Annotated in this window: 10 protein-coding genes; all 10 read left to right on the top strand. The window is 53.7% G+C overall.

Translation table 11 applies throughout. From position 1 onward, the window contains the following. Window positions 1-147: 147 nt before the first annotated feature. The 10 genes from E0E20_RS05405 (at window position 148) to gdhA (ending at window position 18,254) form a co-directional block, all read left to right on the top strand. Window positions 148-1,527, top strand: coding sequence for a hypothetical protein (locus tag E0E20_RS05405; RefSeq protein WP_130837181.1), 1,380 nt, complete (start codon window positions 148-150; stop codon window positions 1,525-1,527). A gap of 12 nt (window positions 1,528-1,539) precedes the next feature. Beyond that, window positions 1,540-12,504 (top strand): PBECR3 domain-containing polyvalent protein, encoded by a 10,965-nt coding sequence (locus E0E20_RS05400; RefSeq protein ID WP_130837180.1) that lies wholly within the window; start codon window positions 1,540-1,542, stop codon window positions 12,502-12,504. Window positions 12,505-12,587: 83 nt separating this feature from the next. Continuing rightward, window positions 12,588-13,868: a BppU family phage baseplate upper protein gene (locus E0E20_RS05395; protein WP_130837179.1), complete on the top strand. Its 1,281-nt coding sequence runs from the start codon at window positions 12,588-12,590 to the stop codon at window positions 13,866-13,868. 12 nt (window positions 13,869-13,880) lie between these two features. Continuing rightward, on the top strand, window positions 13,881-14,396 hold the full coding sequence (locus tag E0E20_RS05390; RefSeq protein WP_130837178.1) for a hypothetical protein: 516 nt from the start codon (window positions 13,881-13,883) through the stop codon (window positions 14,394-14,396). Continuing rightward, a complete protein-coding gene (locus tag E0E20_RS05385) occupies window positions 14,393-14,656 on the top strand; it encodes a hypothetical protein (protein WP_130837177.1) in 264 nt (87 codons plus the stop codon). The genes E0E20_RS05390 and E0E20_RS05385 overlap by 4 nt, the downstream gene beginning before the upstream one ends. Further along, window positions 14,653-14,982: a phage holin gene (locus E0E20_RS05380; protein ID WP_130837176.1), complete on the top strand. Its 330-nt coding sequence runs from the start codon at window positions 14,653-14,655 to the stop codon at window positions 14,980-14,982. The genes E0E20_RS05385 and E0E20_RS05380 overlap by 4 nt, the downstream gene beginning before the upstream one ends. Further along, entirely contained in the window at window positions 14,969-15,589 is a 621-nt protein-coding gene (locus E0E20_RS05375; protein WP_130837175.1) for a glycoside hydrolase family protein, read from the top strand. The genes E0E20_RS05380 and E0E20_RS05375 overlap by 14 nt, the downstream gene beginning before the upstream one ends. Window positions 15,590-15,796: 207 nt before the next feature. Then, window positions 15,797-16,051, top strand: coding sequence for a hypothetical protein (locus E0E20_RS05370; protein WP_130837174.1), 255 nt, complete (start codon window positions 15,797-15,799; stop codon window positions 16,049-16,051). Window positions 16,052-16,085: 34 nt separating this feature from the next. Beyond that, a complete protein-coding gene (locus tag E0E20_RS05365; protein ID WP_130837173.1) occupies window positions 16,086-16,811 on the top strand; it encodes an acyltransferase family protein in 726 nt (241 codons plus the stop codon). A 108-nt stretch (window positions 16,812-16,919) separates the two neighbouring features. Further along, window positions 16,920-18,254 (top strand): NADP-specific glutamate dehydrogenase, encoded by a 1,335-nt coding sequence (gdhA, locus tag E0E20_RS05360; RefSeq protein ID WP_130837172.1) that lies wholly within the window; start codon window positions 16,920-16,922, stop codon window positions 18,252-18,254. Window positions 18,255-18,435 lie beyond the last annotated feature (181 nt).

The raw sequence follows: 18,435 nt of genomic DNA, 5'->3' as shown, positions 1-18,435 counted from the left end.
AAAAGGAGGAGCCGAAGCTCCTCCTATAATTCATAATGCGGCATCGCTTCGGCGGTGCTTTTTTCATGCCCTCGGGGGTGCCCTATGTTTTCGTCTTTTCATTTCATACGATTTAGAGGACGTAAATTCTGCAAAAAGGGGGCAGCTATGGCTTCTACGAAATCCAATTCTACGACAAAGCAAAAATCTCAGACAGAAAGCAGCATGAACTCTGCGACCGTATCGCAGCAGACCGGCGGCGGTCATTCGATTATGAATACCGCGTCGGAGTACGGCAGCACGACGAATACGCACTCGGAAACCACAGGCGGGTCGCAGTCGAATACGTTCGGTAAATCGTGGCTTTCCGGGCAGGTGGACGAGAATACGGCGGCACAGCGGACGGAGGCCCTGCAGAACTACCAGACAAGCGGTCAGGTGCAGCAGACGTACCAGCGCCTGCAGGACACGCTGAATAATCGCCCGACGTTTAACAGCCAGTACAAGCAGCGGCTCGATGATATGTATGACAAGATCATGGGCGCGGAGAAGTTCTCCTATAACTTCAATAAAGACGCCATGTACAGGCTCCTTAAAGACGAGTATGGCCGGAACGGGAAGACCGCGATGCAGAACACCATCGGGCAGTCCGCCGCGCTTACGGGGGGCTATGCCAATTCGTGGGCGCAGACGGCCGGCCAGCAGCAGTATCAGCAGTATTTGCAGAATCTTGCGTCGCAGATTCCCGCGCTCCGGCAGCAGGCGTACGAGGAGTACCGGCAGGAACAGCAGGATTTGAAAGACAAATATAACCTCACAAATTCGGCGTACCAGAACGAGTACGGCGAATACCGCGACCGCGTGGGCGACTGGCAGAGCGACCGCGGATTCCTGCAGAACCAGTACATGGATGAAAGAAACTTTGATTACAACAAGTATTCGGACAACCGCAATTTCTGGAACGATGAATACTGGAAAGAACGCTCCGCGGAGACGTCTAATGCTTCGGAAACCAATGAAAGGAACTGGAGCACGACGAACAGTGTGTCGAACACGCGGGGCTGGGAGAGAAGCCAGTCGGAAACGAACAGCAGCAATTGGAGCAACAGCCAGTCCAACACGCTGCAGAACAGCCTTTCGCGCACGCAGGCGGAATCCAATACGACGTCCAATAGTTGGTCGAGCGGAAGCGGCTCTGGAAGCGGCAAAAGCGTCAGCGGGAAACTCGCAGGCAAAATCTCAAACGGCAATGGGGATTATGGGATGTGGTATAAAACGGATGCCTTTGGGAACTATACCGACGATCAGAAGGGCAGAGCAACGGAGAATGGGAAAATTTCTTATTCGAAGCTTTCCAATGCAGTCAAAGACGTTACGCGCAGGAAAAATACTCAGTGGGCGATTGACGGAATGACAGAAGAACAGCTCTATCAATATTTGGATGAGCAGTATTACGACCAAAAGATGAATAAGGGCGACGTGCAGTATTACCTCAAGATTTGGGAAGACGCGCAGAAAGAAAAGTCGAACAGCAGAATCAGGGGCTAATGGGGGCATAGAATGAGTGCATATTTCAGCGAAAAGCTGATGCGTCAGATCAGGGCGCACGCAGCGAATACAGATGAAGCAGATGAGTTTGAGAAGAAGAAGCGGCACAGTGATCAGCGCACGCAGCGGGCGTTGCTTGCGTATAGGGAGCGTCAGTCAGAGTTAAATCACGATCAATACGTTGAGCATCAGATGGAGCTCAACCAGACGCAAGGGCCTGGGCCCGGCGTGGAATCCCCGCAGTGGGCTGCAGAGCAAGAAGCGCATCGTATCAAAGCGGCAAAGGCCGCGTATTTTGGGAGCCTTGGGAACAGCAAAGACCCGGTTGACGGTTTCCGCAACTGGTACGGTGCAGCGGCGAGAGAGGCTAGACAAGATCAGGCGTCGCTCCTTGATTATGACGCGCCCGAAGACGGTATGACGCGGGCGAAGTGGGAAGCGGATTACCGGAATAACGTTACGAAAGAACAAGATGATCTTCTGAAGCGGCTTCGAGGTGCGCAGGATGTCCGTGATAATTCTGCGCCTGCGGCGTATGCTGCTTACGCGCAAAGCGATGTGCAGAAGCCCATAGCAGAGTATCGCCAGAAACTGAGGCAGACCGGGCTCACGGATCATCAGATCGATACACTTCTAGACCGTAACGGGAAAAAGCGGACCCAGCAAGAAGAACTTGAGTTTGATTCGGATGTCCTCGGCCAGTACAGCAGGGAACAAAAAAGGTATCTGCTGGACTATATCAACAGCAAAAATGTCGAGGTACGTAACGGCCACGTGGACCCGGAGGCGCAGGAAGAGGCTAAAAGAAACAAGGAAGCGTTCCTTTCTTCCACGGGGCAGAGCGAGGAGGAGTTTAAGAAGACACTCCAATATGCCAAATATATTTATGGCTACAACTGGAACAACCGTGAAATCGAGCGGATGAACCGGCAGGAGAACACCGACAGCAAACTGCACAACGTCGCCTATGGGACAGGAGTTACCGGCGCAAAGGTGATCATGTCTCCGGTTGCCGGTGGGGCAACGTTCGCCGAAGATTTCAACCAGCTTTTTTACGCCGATAAGGATTCGCCGATCAATACGAACAGCGAGGCGTACCGAATATTTAATTTTGGCCGCAACGCGCAGGCCGTAACCGGTGAGAATCTCAGTGACTACTTCGGGAACAAATACGGAGAGAACGCTGGGGACGCGGCGAAGTGGGCTTATAACACGGGTGTTTCCGTTGCAGAATCGATGTATGGCCGCGCGATCGGTTCGGCGTTTGCGGGGGCGGCGGCACAGGCCGGTGCGTCGGCGGGGATGAGTAAGGGTGTAATGAACCTTGCAACGCTTCCGCAGTTCGGTGCATCGGCACGGGCCAGTGCTTTGCAGGATGGACTGGCAAGAGGTCTCAGTGAAAGTAAAGCAAAGGAGTATGCAAACGTCGCGGGTCTTGTGGAAATGGCGACGGAGCTGCTCCCGAATGACAAATGGTACGAGGTTGCCCGTTCCGGCAAACCGTCAACAGCGCTCAGCGCAGTTTCGGATTTCCTTGTGCAAAGCGGTATGGAGGGTGCAGAAGAGGCGGAGGCGGATGTCCTTAACTGGATCGCGGATAAGGCGATCAACGGGGATAATTCGGCGTTCGATCAGAGTGTCGCGGAGTATCGCAAAAAATACGATGAGAAGACGGCGCTCAAAATGGCGACCAACGACTGGCTTAAAGACACCGCGTTGGATGCGCTGGGCGGTGCTGTCGCCGGTGGCTTCGCGGCCGGTCAGGCGCTCGCCTATAACTCCGCGGCGGTTAATCGGGCGGCGCGGGAGCAGTTCGGCAGCGGGGACTATTCCTCTGTGCAGGGGCTTAGCGGCGACCGGAGTGATTATGCAAGCGACAAGGCTTACAACGCGGCGACAGAGGCCCGAGGCCTTGCTGACAGGCTGTCTGCGAGGGCGCTAAGCGGCGAGAAGATCAAGGCTGGGGATAATCGCCAGCTCGTACGCTATCTCGCGGATATCGAGGCGGAGGAGGCCGAGAATTACGCGGGAATGACAAAGGCGCAGAGAGCCGAGGTGCAGAACGAGCAGAACGCATATGCCGCGCGCCGTTTTGAAAATCAGCTTGTCCCGGAGGCATTGCAGACAAAGGCGGAGAACTACTCCGCGGAGCGGGGCTACAAGGATATGCTGGAGGCGGCGAAGACCGGCAGCGCGGAGGGCTTTAGCAATGCGTACCAGAGGTTGAAAAACTCCACCAGTGCGACCGCCCGGAAGAATGCTGATCATTATTTCGATCTGCTTTCTGATATGGCGGCAGCAAACGGTGCGAGCCGTGCGGATATGGAATCGGGGAAAATGTCTCTCTCAGAGGCGTATCTTCGCGGGGCAAGAGGTGAGGAGACGGCGGCTCCGATGCTGTCCTCCCGCAAGGCGGCATACAACGAGGGACGAGTGCAGTTCATCAAGGATAGCGCGAGCCGGAGTGTGTCGGATGCGGGGACGGTGCGTGATGCAGAGGCGCGGGTTCGCGGCGGCGGTGCGGCGAAGATCACCGGCATCTCCTCGGTCAGCCTTGCGGACGGGGTGCACCGTGTGATTAAGCTCGCGACAAGCGACGGCAGGGAGATCGCGTATTCGGATGCGTCCTTTGCGGATGCCGCGGTGCAGAAGCTGTACGGCTATGCCGCGGAGCAGGGAACCGTGGAAACCATGAATGCCTATCTTGACCATTACAAGAGCGGCACGCCGGTCGGACAGTACAACAATGCGTTCTCCCGCTACTATTCACAGGGCGCGGCGGGGACGCGTGATTTTGATACCCTTTATAACGCCGATCAGTACGGCTATAAGGCGTTTATGAATAAGGGCGAGCTGCGGGCCATCTATGAGCTTGGAGCGCAGGAAACAAGCCGGCAGGCGCTTGTTGATGCGGTGCGGCAGGGTAAGAGCATCGCACGGCGCGGCTCCGGTATGGTGACCGACAACCGGAGAAACACAAAGGACAACAGCTACATGCCGCTGGTGAACGGACTTGCCAAGGCGCTCCGGGTGGATGTGGTTCTTTCGGACGATATGAGCTCCGGCATCAACGGGAGCTTTGATCGGGCCATGCAGCGGATCACGCTGAATACCGGCAACACGGAGCATCTGTATAACACGATCTTCCACGAGGGCTTCGGCGAGGTCATGCAGGCGCACAATGCGGCAGGGGCGCAGCGCGTCCGGAATGCGGTGCTTTTGTATATCGCCGATACCTATGGAGCCGATCAGCTCACGGCCATCGGCAAGAAGTATCAGGCGGCATACAACGATGTGGAGGGGACAAAGACCTTTCACGACGCTCTGGGCGAGGCGGTCAATGATTCCATCGCCGGACTGTTCACGTCGAAAGAGGGCATTCATGATCTGAATACGTGGATGCAGAAGAAGTACACGCCGGAGAAGTCGAGGGGGATTCTGGGAGACATTGCGAATTACTTTGGGAATATCGCAAGGTCTATTCGGAATGCCATAAAGAACGGCGAGCTGTCCGGGACATCGCGCAGGACGGCGGAGATGGCGGAGAACCGCGCCCGTGAGATTCGGCAGATGATCCTTGATGAAATGGACACGGCGATCGAGAACGCGAAGAATGCGGAAGTCGGGACGGGGACAATGGCGGATAAGCGGTATTCGCTTATTGTGGATGGCGAAAAAGCTGTTATTGATGTGAGCGGAGATTTTGCAACGGACGAGAACGGCAGAGTGATTCCTGTTATTCTTGGGCGTTCTTTTTCGACGGCAAAAATAAGGTCAGATGCACGTTCGATACAGAAATATGTCAAAGGTGAGTTGCTCAAACTTACTGGAAATTCTTATGTAATTAAAGATAACGGAAACCGTGTGTATATTGATACGGACTTTGCGCGGGAATATACCGGTTCAAATGATACTTACTTGGCGCGACCGTCGGAAAAAGCAGCAAAATTCAATGCGCATACAGGCATTCCCTCGATTATCGAAAATGCACAAATGCGCAGTTGGGAGAGGAACAAAGAAGCTAAACACAGCAAGGATGCAAAGCGCGGATGGAATTATTATGATGTACTGTTCCTGATTGAGGATAACGGTCAGTATGCAGCGTATATGGGTGTATTGAATGATCGGCTTGATGCTGATGGCAAGGAGTATGTTTATGACATCACCAGAATACAGAAAGCTCCGGTTACTCAAGTGACCGATGAAACTGTCCTTGATACTCAACCAGAGCTTTCTAAAAACAACATACACTCTTTCGACGGGAAAAGCAATCCCTCTGCGGGCAATCACCTGCTCAGCACATCCGAAGCGGTTCGGAATGCCGAAGAGGTGATTCAGAGTATTCCCAAGGCCGGCAAGCGGTTCTCTCTTGATGTAGGAGTGCAGCAGAAAGGCAATCTTATTGCGGTGCATAATCTGTCAGAAGAACAGTTCATGTCCGATATCGAGTTAGGCGGGTTTCCGTCTCCCTCTATCGCGATCATCCGAGCGGGAATGGAGCACAGCAAATACGGAGATATTTCCGTTCTGTTCCACAAGGACACGGTCGATCCCGCTAAAAGGAACAACTGCGTATACGGCGGCGACGCATATACGCCTACGTTCCCGACGATTGAATACGAGGTCAAGGATGATGCGCGTTATGAGATTGCAAATAAAATGTCCGCAGACATGTCCGGCATGGTGCCCACATATCTTATACAGGAGGCAAAACGCTTTAACAGCGTGAGAGCCTCCGATATTGCGTCCCAAGGTCTTGATGCGCTTGTGGTAGAGGCCAGAGGAAACTTTGGTATAAAAGCCGCATATCTTGCCGCCAAGGGGATTGAAGTATCGGACAACATCAAGGAAGTATCAAATGAAAAATATTCTGCTGATAACGTCCGCAAGTACGATGCTATGCGTGATGCGCTCAAGGATATCCGTCTCGAAGATGTAAATGCCGATAAGTATCTGACTGTGGGCGAAAAGAAAGCCAAGTACGGCGATGTAATGAAGCGTGCTTATTACGATTATGCGAAAATATTTCCCGAAGCTAAGGCAAAGCGCGTCATGCAGTACGCTGATCGTCCATTCGGATTCTCAAGTATGTTTGACAGTCTTAAAAATGCGCTTGACTACTACGAGAACGGCAACCAAACCCATACGGAAAAAGTAAGGGATCATGCCGCAATCCAAGCGGATATCAACGCTAAGATTGATAATCTTGATGATCTGACCGCATGGCTTAAACAGACATATTCGGCGATGGTAGGCAAGTCCGGGATTCGAACTGACAAAGACCCGTTTGATGCCGCTGGGAATCGCAGGAGCTTTCGAGCGCTTCATCTTCCCGTGACATTGAACAATCTTGTAAAAGTCATGAATGCCGATGCGGCAAAAGGCAATGGAGCTATCGGCGATGCGGTTATTTTCTCTATGGCTACCCGCAACTTTGACAGCATAGAAGATATGCGCAGTCATGAAGAACAGTTAAAGCAGCTCAGTGATGAAGAGTATGCGGATGCGAAGAAAAAAATATCGGATAAGTTCTACAATATCGCAAAGAGGATAAGTAGGGAGGATGATATTTACAGCGCGTCGAAGGGCATCGGCGACGCATACAACAGATATCCGAATGATCCGGAAAAGATTGAAAAATATTTGAAAAACGAGTATGCGACGCACCCGTATGTCGGCGTGGGCAGGGATATTATCCGTCTTGCTAATGAAGTGGCAAATATGCCGACCGGCTATTTTGAGGCAAAGCCGATGCGCAGTGTGATGCTGGATGAGATTGCAAGGGTCATTGCGCCGGACAGCGTGAGTGATTCCTTTAAGGATGCGCTGGATGAGCGTGGCATTCGCTATGAGCTGTACCCCGCAGGGGACGAGGCGGCGAGAGCGGAGGCGGTCAACGAGGTAGAGGATATCCGGTTCTCGGTGAGCGTGGATCCCGTACTTTCAAAAATGTACAAAGAAATAGAAAGCGGAAAGTACAGCGGAAAATCATTCTATGACTTTGATGAGAGTGTTCCTAATGAAATTATTGATTATGTCAATAGAACACTTAGGATTGATATTTCTAAGTATGGGAATGAAATTACTGTTGATGCCATCAGACATATAATCAATGAGCATGGTGCAAATGGCAAAACGGATCATAGCATGAAAAACCCTGATGATCTTGCCAGAATAAAGTATGTTGTAAACAATTTTGATAAGATTTGGGTTCTCGATAGAAAAACATCATTTATATCGAATAGTGATGGAATGCCAGCCTCTATGATTAAACTGCAAAAGAGGATTGGCGATGGATATTTTTACGTTGTAGAAGCAGTGGCCGATAGATCAAGGAAAAAGATAGATATCGTATCTGCTTATATAAACAAAACAGATGCATCTCTACAGGCGAGTCCTGCCGAGGCCGGTTCTCTATACGCCCGAAGCGCTCCTGTTTCCGATGCATCTATAAATACTATAAAAAGTCACACGGAAAATGTCAATATGACCGATCTCCGCCGTTCCCTTTCGTTCTTCGATGAAATCTCTGACGGCGACGGTGCGGAGCTTTCCCGCTACGAGACGATGTTCACCTCGGACGCGGATATGCAGCAGTCGTTCGACACCTCTGTCCCGATTCTCGAGGAGGGGGCCGAGGCGCTGAAGGATATTCCGGTCAGTAAGTCGGCTGCCCGCCGCGCGGCGACGGAGATCATCCGGGAAACCGGGAGCGGGTACCGGGTCAGTGAGCTGTCCGGCAACCTTGAAAAGGTCTTTGCCTACATGAAGCAGGCGAAAAATGTCGATTACGGGGATATGCTGCGGGTTCTCACGGAGGTTGCGCAGCCCGTGATCGACCACACGCAGAGCATGATCGGACAGGAGGAGTATGACGGGTTCCGTGAGGCGCTGGGAAGCTATACAGTGAAGCTGAATGCGGAGCAGCTCCAGAACGTCAGGGCGCAGTATGGCTCGCTCTCGGCGTTCCGGCGTGTGGTGCCGGGGCTTCGGATAGACCAGAAGAACGGGATGCCGCTTGACCGGGCATTCACGGAGCTGGCAGAGCTTTCTTATGGCGTGATGGATGCGGATGTGAATGCGGGCGATCAGCCGGTGGTTCTGGCGGACGCGATGGAGACGCTGCGTCCCCGGGCAGCGAATGATTACGGCGCGGACAACGAGCAGGCGGCGTATGATACGGCGCTGAAAATCGTCGAACGCTATTTTGAGGAGACAGGCCGGGAGACGGCGGACAAAAAGGCAAAGGAACGGCTCTGGAAAGCAAAGGAGAAAATGAAGCAGCGCAGCAGGAAGTATCGCGCCGATCTTCGGGCGAGGTACACGGAGCGCCTTGCCAAGTCCCGCAGGCAGATCGCGGAGAAGTACCAGGGCCGTCTGTCTGATCTCCGGGAACAGAAGAACGGGAAGTACCGGGAGGACATGGCGCGGCTTCGGGCGCAGAACAGGCAGCGGAACCAGCGGGCGGCAGAGAATCGCCGTGTCCGGCATGAGCAGGACATGATTACCAGGCGCTGGGGGGAGCTGTTTGAACGTCTGGATAATCCCACGGACAATAAGCACGTGCCGAAGGGCATCGAGCGGTTTGCCGCTGAGCTTCTGGATTCCATTGATATCAGCCGTCCGTATATCCGGGAGACAAGGGACGGGAGGTTCCGGCTCCGGTATCTTTTCACGAAAGATACGGCGGGGCATCCGGTCTATTCCACGCGCGAGTTTGGGAGCCGCGAGGAGGCTCTTGCCGCGTATCACAGGGCGATGGAGCAGGGGCTCGGCACGCAGGCACAGCGGACAATCGCGGAAAGGATGGCGCGGGTCCGGGCGATGTATGAGCAGGCGCAGAGCGGGAAAGTGGCTCCGGATATGGACGAGAATTTCCTCAATCTTCTGGATGAGGAGCTTCTGGACGATATCGACGCCCTGATGAAAGATAAAACGTCGGTCAGCATCAGTACCTTAAGCTCGGCGGATCTGCATACCGTAAGCCAGATTCTCCGGAACGTCACAAGCGCCATGAACAACTATGGGCGTATGCTGACCGATCATTCCGTACAGTATGAAGACATTGCGGAGCAGTATCACTCATATGTAAAGGTGCATCGTGAGCGCCTGCACCGGAATAAGGCGGGCGTTCTGGAATCCGGGGCGAACTTCCTTGAGCTCACGAACGCCACGCCGGACACCTATTTTCATGCGATGGGCGAGGGCGGAAAGGCGACCTATGACATTCTGCTCCGGGCGCAGTCGCAGAAGATTAAGGATGTTCGTGAAGCGGCAGAGTTCATGTACGGAGACAGGAAGAAGCGGCACGGCGCGTATGTGGACGGCGTGATGGCAGGGGTGCGCTTCTCTGAGCTTGCGAAATGGACAGGGGAAAAGGCAGAGCTGCACCGCTTCAATGGAGGCTATGGGAGCATTCAGCTCACCACGGCGCAGATCATGGGCCTCTATGAGCTCGAGAAGCGCCAGCAGGCCATGCTCCATACGCAGGGCGGCATTGTGGCGGATGATATCCGACGGCGCTTCGGCAAGGTGATTTCGCAGGATGCGCAGTTCTTCACGGCGGAGGAGATATCCTCGATTACGGGGACGCTCACAGCGGAGCAGAAGCGGATTGCGGATGCCATGCAGCAGTTCATGGCAAAGAACGCGGCGGCGTGGGGGAACGAGGCATCGGAGGCCTTGTATGGCTATGACAAGTTCGGAGAGGCGGACTATTACCCGATCAGCGTCGATAAGACGACGGTACGGCTGAGCAACAACAATGCCAATAACCGGGGGCTTATCAATGCAGTCAAGAACATGGGCATGACGAAAAAGACCGTCCCGAACGCGAACAATCCGCTTGTCGTTCGAGATATCTTTGAGGTGTTCTCGCAGCATGTTTCGGACATGGCGACCTACAACGCCTATGCCCCGGCATTGCAGGATGTGCTCGGCGTGTACAACCATAAGACCATCGAGAAAGTAGCGGATGGCGCGTTTCTGCGGCAGGTCACGGTTAAAGGCGATATTGAAAAGATATACGGAAAGAAAGGGACAGAGTATTTCGAGAAGCTGATCGGCGACCTCAATGCCAATGAGCGCTCGGAGCACGAGGAAGCACCGCTCTCCACGCTGACAAGCAAATATAAGGCGGCAGCGATTGCGGGAAATGCCCGGGTGGTCTTTCAGCAGCCTACGGCGTGGTTCCGTGCGGGCGTTGTTGAGGACTATAACAAACTGGCAAAAGGGTTCCTCCCGAACGCGGCGGCTGACCAGATGAGAGAGGAAACCTCTGCGCTTTGCTGGGCGAAATCGAACGGCAACGTCGACGGCGTAATTACGCAGTCCATGAAGCAGCAGATCACCGGTCTGGAATCGACACAGGACAGGGTTGTAAACGCGACAATGTATCTTGCCGGAAAGGCGGATGATATCACGTGGGCGAACCTTTACCGCGGCGAGTACGGCATTGTTGAGGGTGAGTTCAAAAAGGCAGGGAAAGCAACGGTTCAGGGCGGCACGTATACGCAGGAATTTGCGGATGCCGTCAATGCGCGCTTTGAGAACCTTGTAAGTAAGACGCAGGTGATCGATACCACGCTGTTCCGGTCGCAGTTTATGCGTTCGGGCGATCAGATGGATCGGTATTTCTCGGCCTTTATGGCGGAGCCGACCAAGACCTACAACATGCTTTTGCAGAAGTGGATGGATGTGCAGCATGACGGCTTAAGCAAAAAGACGGCGGCGGGTTTTGCCCGGGCGGTCTTTGTCCACACGGTGACGTCTCTCATGACGGCGGGCGCGGCAGCTATACAAGACGCGTTTAGAAACGACGATGATGAGACGAAATGGCTTGATGTATTTTTGCAGTATTGGAGATCAAATTTCCTCGACAATCTGAATCCGCTGACGATGATTCCGCGGATCAAAACGTTCTGGGATATGATCGGCAGCGCGGTGGAGGGCAACAAGTTCCAGAACAGCAACGCGCCGTTTGATATACAGGCGGTGCAGAGGATGCTCTCCTCCATGACACAGATCAAGGAATATGTTGAAAAGACAAGCAGCGGAGAAAGGGCGAAGCTGGAACCGTATGGCGTGCTGTATTCTTCCTCGCAGATCATTTCCCTTGCAACGGGGATCCCGTTTGCCAATGTCACGCGCGAGTTCCGCGCGGTGTACAACGAGATCAACGATCTGTGGGGCGGCCGGAATCTGTTCAAAACGACGTCGGAAGCCAAAAACATGTATAAGCAAATGGTTCTTAACAGCGTGGAAACCGGAGAAGACGTCGAGGAGGCTCTTGACGCCTATATTGAATACGGTGGAAAGACCAGCGGCATCAAGTCAAAGCTGTCCGAGGCATACAAGGATTCCTATGTGCAGGCGGCCATAAACGGCGATACGGAGGCGATGGAAAAAATCCGGGAGGATACGGAGAAGATTTACACCGCGATTGCCGAGGCGGACGACAAGGAGTATGACGCGGAGGAAATGTTCGGCGGTTGGATATCAGATTACATCAGCGATACGTACAAGGATGCCTATATCAAGGCGTTCGAGAGCGGCAGCAAGTCGGAGATGGAAGAAATCAGCCGGAATGTCGAGAGCCTTATGACAAAGATATCGGAGGATAAAGGCAAGACCGCGGAGAGCAAGCTCTCCGGCTGGATAAAAGATTCTCCCAAGGGGGAGGCCGCAAAGAAGGCGGTGTTTGGCGCCGTAACGCAGGGCGGCAGTTATAAGGATTACATTGAAAAGGCGGTGCGGTACGGCTACACGCACAAGGGCCTGCAGCAGTCGCTCACGGAGGAGTATAAGGCGACGTACATCAATCTTCTCCGGACAAACCGGAGTGAGGCGATGAAGATGGAGAACCGGCTTGCGGAAATGTACGCGTATCTGAGTGACAGGCAGGGGACGAACAAGAAAATGACACATGCGGAAAAGGTGCGTCATTACCGCAACGTAATTCGTGACTGGGCGAAGTGATGCAGGGGGGTGACCTATGAAGTCGCCCCTTTTTCTTTTATCGTGTAAGCGGATGCCGCAAAGAGTGCGGCAAGGGGGAAAGTATGAATATTTCTTATCAGTTCATTGTCGATCTGGCGAGGCCGCAGAAGAATAATACGCTCCTTATCATGCAGAACGACAGCAACACGCGGGAGCTGCGCTTTTTGCTGTACAGCGACGGGGACAAGGTGGATTTGTCGGAGGCGACGGCAGCGATCCTTACCGCTGTTACGCCGGAGAGTCATACGGTGGTCGGAGACTGCACCATTGTAAAGGATGAGGATGGGAAGAATACGAATGAGATTCGTTACCTGATTCCCTCTGCGATTTCCGAGACGGCAGGGAAGACGACCGCCGTTGTCACAATCATGGGGGACGGCCAGCAGATCAGTACGTTTGAGTTTTACATCAATACCAGAAACGAGCTTTACAACATGGACAGTAACCAGAGCGATGATGATTTGTCCGGGTTCCGCGATCTGCTGAACCGATCTCTTGCGGCGGTGCGGAAGATCGAGGAAATGACAGAGCAGTCCGCGCTCCCGAACCCCTATCCCATTCGCATCATGATCGGCTCAAAGCGGTATTCCTATAATGGCTCGGAGACAGTAGAGGTAACGCTGGGCGATATCGAGAATGAGATTGCGCGGGTCAGACAATCTTTTCAGGATGGATGTAGCGCGTTAGTGGAGCACGCTGCATCCTATGGCGTTACTCCCTCCACAAATGGCGTGGCGGATATCAATGCGGCATGGGATGCCATTGTGAAAAATACAAAGGTGGGGACGGCAACCGCTGCGGATGTTCTCACAGGGAAAACATTCACGAATGAGACGGAGAGTGGGCTCATCGGAGCCATGCGGGATTATGGCGCGGTAACGCTGACGCCGACCGGGAACAATACGGCGGAGAGCGGCGAGGGGCACTATACAAAGGTTGTGGCAGATGGCACGGCGGCCTACGCCGCGGGCTATGCCTCCAAGGTGCTCCATGTGGTAAAGCTCGGCGAATGTCGGGCAAATCCGCTTCCCGGCGGAGCCGGTAGCTGGTCGGGGAATAAGACCTATACCTTTGATGTTTCCGAGTACATGCAGCACGGGATTACCGCGGATAATATCGTTCTTCGCAATGTCGGTATGAGTTGGAGCAGCTATTCGGACTACGAGAAGTACAGTGCGCATGGCAGCGCTGCGCCGTCCGTGTCCTTGTCGGGGAATACGCTTACGGTGTCATGCCCGTATGCCGCGAGTCGGAGCCTTTGGTATCCGGGGCAGTCGAATGAGGGATGGCGGAGATATGAGTGGTACACCTGCTGCGACGCCTATCTTGTCTATTACGCATAGGAGGGTGACACGATGTCTTTGCTGGAGATGATTCAGTTTTTTGAGGTGCGGCGCTTTGATGATCTGCTGGGGATGGGAGGTGTCGCGGCGATCCTTATTTTATCGATGATACAGGTATCAAAGCTCCCGATGAATCCGTGGTCGTGGCTGGCAAAGCACATCGGGCGGGCGATCAACGGCGAGGTGATTCGCAAGGTGGATGTCATTGAAACAAAGGTCGCAGACCTTAAACAGGACATTGACGCGGAGCGAGACAGCCGCATTGCGGACATGGAATTAGAGCGCGCGGAGCGGGCGAGGACAAGAATTCTGCGATTCAATGATGAGATCGTCAACGGGACGCCGCATACGCGGGAATATTTTAACGATGTTCTTCGCGATATTGATACATATGAGCTTTACTGCGAGAATCATCGGAGCTACAAGAACTCCCGCGCCGTGGAGGCCGTGACAAATATCCGCAGAGTGTTCCGGAGACGTGAGGAAAAGAACGATTTTCTTGTCGGGAAAAAGGCGGTGGGGGAATGAAGCGTCATGCGATGGATATCTATGTGATCTTCTGCCTTACGGTGCTTCTGGCATACACCGTCGCGGCACTGGTGATCTTCTGCCAGACCGGCGGAGCAGAGACGGCCACGCTGACGACTTGCGTGTTCGGGAGTTTCGGCGGGGAGATTCTTGCGTGCTGTCTTATCAAGATATTCAAGTTGAAACGGGAGAGAGAACCGACGGTAAGCCCGGAGGACGGTATTGACATAATTGATTTGGATGAGGAGGTAAAGGGATGAATGAAATTCTTTTTGAGGCGTTGAAGCTGGTCATGATGGTCTGCGGGCTGGTGATCGTGCGGTATCTGATCCCGTGGATGAAGTCCCGGATCGGCGCGGAGAATCTGACGCAGGCAGGGGCTTATGTCCGGATGGCGGTGTATGCGATTCAGCAGACGATGTGGAGCGACAGCGGGGAAAAGAGAAAAGACGCCGTTATTCAGCTGGTATCCAAGTGGTGCGCCGAGCATAGAATTACTATTACGATGGAACAGATCGATACACTGATCGAGGCGGCGGTAAAGCAGATGAAGATGGAAGAGGGTCGTGCCGATGAACATAAGTGATGCAGGTCTTGCGCTCATCAAGCGCTTTGAGGGGTGCCGCCTGCGTGCTTATAAGGCGGTGCCGGCGGAAAAATATTACACCATCGGCTACGGGCATTACGGGCCGGATGTGTCTGCCGGAATGGTCATAACGCAGGCGCAGGCGGATGCGTATCTCCGGCAGGATATTGCACGGTTTGAGGCCGCCGTAGGTGCACTGGAGAGAACATGGACACAGGGGCAGAATGACGCCCTCGTGAGTTTTGCATACAACTGCGGGGCAGGGAGCCTTAAAGCGCTTTGCAACGGGCGGGACGCGGCGACAATCGCGTCGAAAATGCTCCTCTATAACAAGGCCGGCGGAAAGGTGCTTGCCGGGCTTGTGCGGCGCAGAAAGGCAGAGCAGGAGCTTTTCCTCGGGGGCGGGCTGCCTACCGCAGAACCGGCGGCGTCTCCATTGGGAAGAAAGACCGTGAATGTGAAGACGGTGCTGAATGTTCGGAGCGGGCCGGGAGCGAACAATGCGGTAATCGGTTCTCTTCCGCCCGGAGCTTCCGTGAATGTGAACCGCACGGAGAACGGATTCTCTCATTTTGAGGGGTGGGTGGCGAGCGAATACCTCAAATAGAAATCATTTCACAGTCTTGCGACACGAAATGCAACACGAATCTGAAAAAAGCGCATAGAATCGCTGGATTTATGGAGCATAGACGGGTTCGAGTCCCACTATCCGCAGTCGCTTATATAATGGCGGTCTTTCGGAATTCTCCTGAGCGGCTGCCTTTTTGTTTTCTGATTCTCTGCTGGTGTATATGGAGCGGCATCCTATGACCGAATGAAAGAGAAGATTGATGGACTGACCGGGCGCTTTGCTGCAATCCTCGTTATTGTCATAAGCCACTTTAACTTTTTCAGTGGGATTCGCGGTGGTGAAATCTATATGCAGTATCTTAACAATGCGGTGCCGGGAGTGGATTATTTCTTTATTCTCTCCGGCTTTGGGATGATGCGGAGCTATCTGCGGGATGGCAGACGTGTAGAAATGGCACGCAAAATTGGGGGGGGGGAGTACAGTACGCTACACGCTTGAGCATGGTGAAACGCTTGCCGGCGCGGCGGTTCATATGCTGCTATGGGCAGTCAGTGCGGTGTCGATGCTGCAGTTCGTGACGGCCGTGTCTGAATTTTCTACTTCTTTTAATTCCGTCGCGTGGTTTCTTTCGTCTCTGTTCGTCATTTATATGTTCAGTCCGTTTCTGCTTCGCCTCTTGAAAAGAATGCTTTCGACGAAAAGAAGAATCATGGCGGCGCTGTTTGCTCTGCCTGTCGCAGCATCTGGCTCCGGATGGCTCTTTCACCGGATTGAGATGCGAACATTTTTTGATGAACTCAGTTATGTTTCTCCGTACTGGCGGGTTTTCTACGTTGTTTTCGGTATGGTTCTCGCACTGCTGGCTGCAGAGGACAGGGGCTTTCGCATGGGAGCTGTGGCTTTTTCAGAGGAAAAGCATCGTTCGGCTCGGGGAACTGTCCATGTATGTATTCCTGATCCATTATCCGATCGTTCTGTATCTGACGTGGTATCGGGGAATGGCGGGGCTCTGCGGGGCGCTGTCTGCGGCCGCATTGATTCTCGGCGTTACGTATGCAGTATCGTATGGATTGTGGAAAGTGAGGAGATGAAAGCCGGCATTTCATGGCCGGTACAAGATCAGCATTTCCGCTTAAAAGAATACGTGTATACAAGTATCTCAAGACACCCGAACACTTCATCTGCTTTCAAAAATTTTGAAATCATCATAGAAATGGCTTGTATACGGCATTTCATGGTGATATTATTTTTTCCGTAGATGAAAGTGCCCATGTGTCGCGTTACTGTGTGAAAGCGAAGAGGCGGAGAAATGTGTCGATATAGCATACCGGTATACAATCTCAGCCGAAATCAAAGGAGGTAGCAGATGTCTTATGTAGATGAAGTGCTGGAGAGAGTCATTGCGCAGAATCCCGCGCAGCCCGAGTTTCATCAGGCGGCCAAGGAGGTTCTGGAGTCCCTGCGTCCCGTCATCGAGGCAAATGAGGCGGAATACAGGAGAGATGCGCTTCTGGAGCGTCTGACGACGCCGGAGCGGCAGCTTCTGTTCCGGGTGCCATGGGTGGACGACAAGGGACAGGTGCATGTGAACAACGGCTACCGCGTGCAGTTCAACAGCGCAATCGGCCCCTACAAGGGCGGGCTTCGCTTCCATCCCTCCGTCAATCTGTCCATTATCAAATTCCTCGGCTTCGAGCAGGTCTTCAAGAACAGTCTGACCGGTCTTCCGATCGGTGGAGGCAAGGGCGGCGCGGATTTTGATCCCAAGGGCAGGAGCGACCGCGAGGTGATGGCGTTCTGCCAGAGCTTCATGCAGGAGCTGTACCGCCATATCGGCGCCGATACCGACGTCCCGGCGGGCGATATCGGAGTCGGCGGACGTGAGATCGGTTATCTTTACGGGACGTACAAGCGGATCACGGGACTTTATGAGGGCGTTCTGACCGGCAAGGGGCTGACCTACGGCGGATCGCTTGCCAGAACGCAGGCTACGGGCTATGGTCTGGTCTATTTTGCAGAAGAGATGCTGCGGGCGAACGGAACCTCTCTGAAAGACAAAACCGTTGCGGTGTCCGGTGCCGGCAACGTCGCAATCTATGCGATTGAAAAGGCGCAGCAGCTCGGTGCGAAGCCGGTGACCTGCACGGATTCAAACGGCTGGATCTACGATCCGGACGGAATCGATGTTGCGCTTCTGAAAGAGGTCAAGGAGGTGAAGAGAGCCCGCCTTACCGAGTATGCGGCGCAGAAGCCGGGCGCGGTCTATCACGAGGGCAAGGGCGTCTGGACGACAAAGTGCGATGTGGCGATGCCCTGCGCGACACAGAATGAGCTGAATCTTGATGACGCGAAAGCGCTTAAGGCAAACGGCTGCATGGCGGTTTGCGAGGGGGCCAATATGCCCACGACGCTCGAGGCGACGCAGTACATTCAGGCAAACGGCATGCTGTTCTCTCCCGGCAAGGCGTCGAACGCGGGCGGCGTCGCGACCTCCGCGCTGGAAATGAGCCAGAATTCCGAACGGCTGAGCTGGACCTTTGAGGAGGTCGATGTAAAGCTCCAGAGCATTATGGCCAATATTTTCCGCAGTGCGGACGCGGCGGCAAAGAAGTACGGCATGGACGGCAATTATGTGGCGGGCGCGAACATCGCCGGCTTCCTGAAAGTAGCGGAGGCTATGAAAGCTCAGGGGATCGTGTAAAAAACGGCGCGCTCCTGATATTGATATCGCAGACAGACATCATGCGGCAGGCGTGAGAGCCGAAGCTGCCGCATCAGAAAAGGGGCCGCTGCTTCAGAGAGTCACATCTCTGAGGCGGCGGCTTCTTGTATTTTACTGCGCGGTCATAGAGCTGCCCTACTTCTTGATTTGAATTGCTTTC

It is taken from the genome of Lachnoclostridium sp. Marseille-P6806 (assembly GCF_900625025.1).
GTDB lineage: Bacteria > Bacillota > Clostridia > Lachnospirales > Lachnospiraceae > CAG-791.
The sequence above is the reverse complement of the archived record's forward strand: the minus strand, read 5'-3'. Positions and strand labels throughout refer to the sequence as shown.